General features: G+C 70.8%; 5 protein-coding genes. 2 read left to right on the top strand and 3 right to left on the bottom strand.

The window, feature by feature from the left end:
* Positions 1–737: 737 nt before the first annotated feature.
* The gene (locus ABT048_RS39430) at positions 738–1,088 is read left to right on the top strand and encodes an effector-associated constant component EACC1 (protein ID WP_350526464.1); all 351 of its coding nucleotides are present in this window, start codon (positions 738–740) and stop codon (positions 1,086–1,088) included.
* Entirely contained in the window at positions 1,081–2,724 is a 1,644-nt protein-coding gene (locus ABT048_RS39425; protein WP_350526463.1) for a caspase family protein, read from the top strand. The genes ABT048_RS39430 and ABT048_RS39425 overlap by 8 nt, the downstream gene beginning before the upstream one ends.
* A 312-nt stretch (positions 2,725–3,036) precedes the next feature.
* On the opposite strand, the gene ABT048_RS39420 is transcribed toward ABT048_RS39425, so the two are convergent.
* From ABT048_RS39420 to ABT048_RS39410, 3 genes are all read right to left on the bottom strand, one after another.
* Positions 3,037–3,693: an NUDIX domain-containing protein gene (locus tag ABT048_RS39420; protein WP_350526462.1), complete on the bottom strand. Its 657-nt coding sequence runs from the start codon at positions 3,691–3,693 to the stop codon at positions 3,037–3,039.
* 328 nt (positions 3,694–4,021) lie between these two features.
* Positions 4,022–4,285 carry a hypothetical protein gene (locus tag ABT048_RS39415; protein ID WP_350526461.1) on the bottom strand — a complete coding sequence of 88 codons (264 nt, stop codon included), beginning with the start codon at positions 4,283–4,285 and terminating at the stop codon, positions 4,022–4,024.
* 953 nt (positions 4,286–5,238) lie between these two features.
* Entirely contained in the window at positions 5,239–5,469 is a 231-nt protein-coding gene (locus ABT048_RS39410) for a hypothetical protein (RefSeq protein ID WP_350526460.1), read from the bottom strand.
* Positions 5,470–6,000: the final 531 nt, after the last annotated feature.

Below are 6,000 nucleotides of genomic sequence, written 5' to 3'. Positions count from 1 at the left end.
GGGACCTCGGTCCAGTTCGACCAGGTACCGGTGGTGTAGTCGGCGTCCTTGGCGAAGACCTGGCCGCTCGCGCCGAGCGCGAAGACGTGCACCTTATTGCCGTCCGCCACGCTGGTCAGCGCCTTCAGGCCGCTGCCGTCCAGGCGGCCCCAGCTGCCGGTCCAACCGCTCCCGGAGGCCGCGTAATTGCCCTCCGTCCCGTACAGTGCGCCGTCCGAACCGACGATCTGCAGGTGGACGGTCGTCCCGGTGACCGCGGCGGCGGGCCGAACGAACGGACGGAGCGGGAGAAGCGGGGGGTATCCCGGTGGGGCTGGCCCGGGACCTCAACGTTGGGGGAACGACGGCCAGGTGCCCGTCGGCGTAGGCGGTGGGCAGCCCGGCGCCGGCGAGGTCGGACTCGAGGATCAGGTTGTGGACCTGGTGGGCGCCGACAGAGTTTCCGTTGCGGGAGCAAGCGTTGACGGCGAGGACGCGGCGGGCAGCGGGACCTGGTCGGTGAGCTGCCAGCGAACCGCGACGGCCAGGCTGCGCGGTCCGGGTTCCAGCACCCCCGCCGGGGCAGCCGCCACGTAGCCGCATGCCAGGGAACTGGCTGGGCGCCCGGGCTCTGACCGCGAGGCGGGTGCCTTCCCGATCGATGAAGCTGCTATCCCCACTCTCGCCACAGCGGTGATCGCGTCCGTGTACGCTCGCTCAGCGGTGCATGTAACACGACTGTCTGTTGGGGGAGTTGTATGGCCTTCCGGATCAAGATCGACGGCATTGGCGCCGAGGACGAGATTCGCTCACTTCGCGAATGGCTCGAAGTGAAGCCGGAGATTCGGCAGCACGCCACCATCGCCTGGCACACCGAGCCCACGACGCCCGGTCACATGTCGGGTGGCGCGATGGAGTGGCTGCAGTTTGTCACAGACAACGCGTGGAACGCCGCTAACTTCACCCTCGCCTACATCGCCTGGAGGAAGACCCGTAGGAACCCTCCAACGGTGGTCATCGAGACGAACGGAACAAGGGTCTCGATCGAAGGGTCGGACGCAGAAGTGGCCGCCCAGATCGCTCTGGCGCTCAGCAACAGCAATGGGTAGGTCCGCCGCATCACTCCCAGACCCATCGCGCTCTATGGCCGTGTTAGTCGGCGTGAGCGACTACCTGACGCTGGACCCCCTGCCACTGGTGCTGAACAACCTCGCCAGCATGCAGCGCATGCTGACTGACAAGGAGTCCTGGGGACTGCCGCTGGAGAACTGCATCGTCGTCCCGAACCCAGCGCGCCCCGCCGACGTGATCGAGCCGATCGAAGCAGCGGCCGGTGCCGCCAAGGACGCTCTTCTCATCTACTATGCGGGCCACGGTTTCAAGGATTTCGACAACGGCGCGCTATGCCTGAGCCTTCCAGATTCCAGGCCGGGTCTCGGCTACACGGCGGTGTACTACGACTGGCTGAAAAGCCCGATCGTGCGGTCGGGGGCGCCGAGGCGGATTGTGATCCTCGACTGCTGTTTCGCCGCACGAGCCTTTCCGGCGATGTCGGATTCCGGCTCCAGCGTGGCGGATCAGGCCGAAGTCGAGGGAACGTTCCTCATCGCTGCCGCCGGAGAGACGGAGGAGGCCAAGGCGGACGATGGCGAGGGGCACACCGGGTTCACAGGGGAACTGCTGCGGCTGGTCGAGTCGGGTGTCGAGCAGGGGCCCCCGCTCCTGGACCTCACCACGTGCTTCAACCAACTTGTCAGACGCCTGCGAGCGAAGTCGCGGCCGCTGCCCCAGCAGCGCACCTTCAATTCCGCGGGAAACATCGCGCTGGCATGGAACAAAGCACACGTGCCTAAGACCGTTGCCAGTAGGAGAAAACCCCAGGACAAGAAACTGGGTCTCGTACACGGCAACGTCGTAGAGAAACTCAACGACACCGAACCCCTAGCACGCCAGCTGAAGGCAACTCCGGCTGCTACGGCCAAGAGGTTGGTCAGCCTACGGACCAACGGCCGCGCGGAGGCACTCGCGAAGGCGATCCGCTACATCGTCGACAGCCCCTCGCTCGATGCGGTACGGGTGGCCATGCACTGCCAGTCCCGCAGCGGCACCGAAATTTCCTACGCTCTGTTCGCCGAAATGGCCTGGGGTTCCCCCACCCGGATCCCGGAATTCCTTGGGAAGATGTGGGACCTCCGGTGGGGTAAGGCGGCCGGGCTGCTGCTGGCCTCCTTGGCCCTGGCACCAGACACTTCCCGGCATCTGGCCGAGGAGTCGCTGCGCCACAACGACATGGCGGCCTATGCGGGCCGCATCACCTTTCAGGGTGTTCAGGATGACGTGCCCGTACTGGCCCGCCTGATCTACGCGCTGGGCATGACGGGTCGGCACTCCGACTGGACCCGGCTTCGCCTTCTCCTGCCCGAGAGCGTCAGAGCACAGAAGCCCGAGGCTTTCCCGCTCTCAAAGCCGGAGCCACCCCCGCCGCTCCTTCTGCCCGCCAATGTCGGGTGGAAGGACCTGCCTCCCGGAATGGCTGAGGAGTTCTCCCGCGTGGCTACCACCGTGCTCGGAAGCCGTGTGAGCCTGCCAGACGAACTTCGGGAAGCCGTGCTGCGGATCGCCTTGCAGAGACCGCAGGACGAGGACCTGGCAACGCTCTTCACCATCGAGCGGGCCCGCCTTGAACACCGGCCGCTACAACCTTTGGTGGAGCTCATGCGCCGGGCGGCTTCCTCGGGCGGGTGACACGCCAAACCGCCGCTCGGGCGCGCGAAGCTCTCCCTGCAGAGGTTCTCACCAATTCTGCCCGCGCCCGAAATGATGTGCTCGCTGGTCCAGGTCCGGCAGCACCCGCTGTCCGGCCGGGCCTGCGGCCTGGCGGCGCGGACCGGAGCGGCGGGAGCCGGAACGGAGGTGCGGACGGACGTCAGCGACGGCGGGGCTGGGTGGGAGCGGTCATTCCTAGGCTGAGCCGGTGCGCTTCACCACCGCTACCCCGGCGCTATGCCCCGCCGCACCTGCCCGCGACGTCCGTTCCCGTGAACATCGTGCGGCAGGTCAGCGCCACTGGTAGGACGCGCTGGTCATCGCCGGGAGCAGCAGCGGGCCGCCCGCGGCGGTGTCGGGCTGGACGGCCTGGTCGAGGACATCGCCGACGTCCGGGTACAGGTGGAGGCCGGCCGCGTCGGCCACCGGCAGCCAGACCACCGGGGCCTGGCCGGGGTCGTCCTGCTCGACCGCCGCAACGGCCTGCACCAGGTGGTCGGGCAGGTGGGCAACGTAGACCAGGTGCCGACGCCGGAACGGCTCCACCTCGCCCGGCCGCTCGGTCTCCTGGTCCTGGACGAAGTGCAGGACCGGCGGCGCGGGCAGCACCGCCAGGTCAAGGCCGAGCTCCTCGAGGAGCTCCCGGCGCAGCGCGTCGGCCGGTTCCTCGCCGACTTCGTCCTCGACCACGCCGCCGGGCAGCGAGTGCTGGAGGCCGGCCTCCCGCTGGCGGCGGATCAGACAGACCCGGCCGTCGTGGACGAGCACCGCGCACACCCGCACCCGGACCGCCCCGGCCACCGTGCCGGCGGTCACCGCCGGGCCCAGGCCGGGCAGGCCGGCTTGTGCCAGGTGGTGCGCACGACCACCCCGCCCGGGGTCAGGTGCTCGCTGGACCAGGTCCGGCAGCACCCGGCGCTGCCCGGCCGGGCCGGGGCCGGCGGCCATCCGGCGCGGACCGGGAAGGCAGGCGCGGACGCGGTGGGCGCGGCCGGGCGGCGGCGACGGCGCCTGGTGATGGGTGTCGTCATGTCGCAGGCTCTGCCCATCACGCCACCGAGCCGAACCCCGCCGCCACCCGGACGGAGCAGCGCAGTCCGTTCTAACCGGCCGCTGACCTGCGACGACGCCCGAAACTCACCGGGTCGAGGCGGGCATCACCAGCGGCCCGCGGCGAAACTCACCGGCCCCGGGGCGAAACTCCCCAGTGCAGGTCAGCGGGGGTGCCGAAACTCCCCAGTGCAGGTCAGCGGCCTGCACCGGGGATAGGGCCGGGTCAGGACCGGCGCCACCAGGAGCCGGTGCGCTTCGCCTCGGCGGCCGCGGCTTCGGCGGCGGCCCGCTCGCGCTCGGCGGCCTCCCGCGCCTTCTGGTCGGCGTTCTCCAGGCCACGGGCGGTATAGAAGGGCTTCGCGGCGGCGCCGCCGACGCGGCGCTGACCGTATCGGTGGTCTGTCGGGCCTGGTGGGCGGGCTGCGGGCGCATCCGGCGACGTCCCGGCAGTGACTCTTTGGCGTCGCCGCAACGCGTGCGCGGACATGACCCTTACCTCCTCCCGCGACAGCCCCGTGCCGGTCCAGACCGATACGGGGATACCGCTTGAAACCGCCCTTGTTGTCGAGTCCGGCTCTGGCAGGTCACACCTCAGTGCAGCAACCGGAGCGACCCGGCCAACCAGACCGAGCCTCGCGAAGCAGCAAGCCAGCACCACACGCCCCCACACGGTCGGAGCGCACCACCCACGCGGCGAGCCGGTCCCGCCCGGACGCCACGGGCAGCACCAACAGACCCAAGTCCCGCGCGACGCGCACCCCGTCCGCGCCCCGAGCACCTACGGCCCGGACGTCCAGGCCGAGCGCGAACAGCCGGACCCGACGCACAAGCCCGGACCAGTCGTCCGGCCACCGCCCGGCCCCAAGAGACGGGCCCCACAGGATGAGCCGCCTCGGGGCCCTGGCAGGATCGGAACCCGCGGTGCGTGCCGCATCCCATTGCCCGCGGCGCGCACCGCACAGGGCACCTCAGCAGCAGTCCGCGTGCCCAGCGGACCGTCACCACCCCGGACGCGGCCGATCCCCTTGCCCAGCCGGGACACTGCAATCCCGTGCTGCCGGTGCCGCTCTCCCCGACCGACGGACCGGCTCTGTCGGCGACCGGGGCCGATCCTGCCCCGGGGCCGATCCGAGCACCCGCGACAGGACCCGCACAGCAGGCGGCGCAGCACGGACGGCGAGCAGCAGCCCGGACCCAACAGACCGGGCAGCGACCGCCCGATCGACCGAGAATGGCCGGCCAGCAAGCCCGAGCCGGCCAAGGCCGAGCGAAGCCGGGACGGGGGCGGGGCACAGGCGCAGCACGGCGGACCAGGACCAGGACCAGGACCAGGACCGCAGAACGGGGCAGGCCATCGACCAGGCGCAGCGTGCAGCCAGCCGGCGGGCCGACGCTCGGGCAGGATCGGCGGGCCGGCCCGGTGGCGGGGCCCCGAAGGGGTCAGCGGTCGCCGGGTTCCCTCATCAAGGCGTCGCGGCCGCCGTCGGTCAGCTGAGCCCACCGCTCGTACTCCTGGCGGACATACGGCCGCGCCGATGTCTGCCATGCGGGCGAGCCGGGCGCGGCCGGGCCCAGGACGAACCGGCCGTCGGCCAGGTCGAAGGCCAGCAGCTCGTACGCGGTGCGCGCGGCCTCCGTGGTGTCGCACTCGTCACCGCTGCGCAGCGCCAAGCGGTCGGCGAGCGCCGCCCGGCGCAGCCGGAACTCCCGTTCCAGGGAGGCGCGCGGGTATTCGCCGTCGTGCCTGAGGCGGTCTGGAGGCGGGTCACCGCGGTCTTCTCGGCTACCAGTCCCAGCGCGGCGGCATACGCGGCCTCCGGGGCGGGGGCTTCGGTGCCCTCGTCCGTGTGGGGGTGGTGACCGGTCACTGGCGATGGCTCCTCAGGTGGTGGGTGATGAAGTACGTTGCAGGCCAGGGCCCTTGGGCAGAGAGGATGTTCTGCGTTCGGTTCGCCGGGGCGCCAGACTACCGGCTGCGATCGCGCGGTGACGGCATGTCTACCGGGCAGTAGGGGGCACGGGACACGGTGAGCTGCAAGTGCCATGGCCTATCGCGAGTACGGCAGCGGTCAACGGGACCAGGCGCCGTGCTCGGCCGGAGCGTCCCAGGCCGGCAGCCGGGAAGAGCTTGCCGGTACCGGCCCGGACAGTGCGTGCCGGGTCCGACGGGCCGGACGGCGGCACAGCGAACCCGTGCGGGCA

The organism is Kitasatospora sp. NPDC096140 (assembly GCF_040303045.1).
In the GTDB taxonomy this organism is placed as follows: domain Bacteria; phylum Actinomycetota; class Actinomycetes; order Streptomycetales; family Streptomycetaceae; genus Kitasatospora.
The sequence above is the reverse complement of the archived record's forward strand: the minus strand, read 5'-3'. Positions and strand labels throughout refer to the sequence as shown.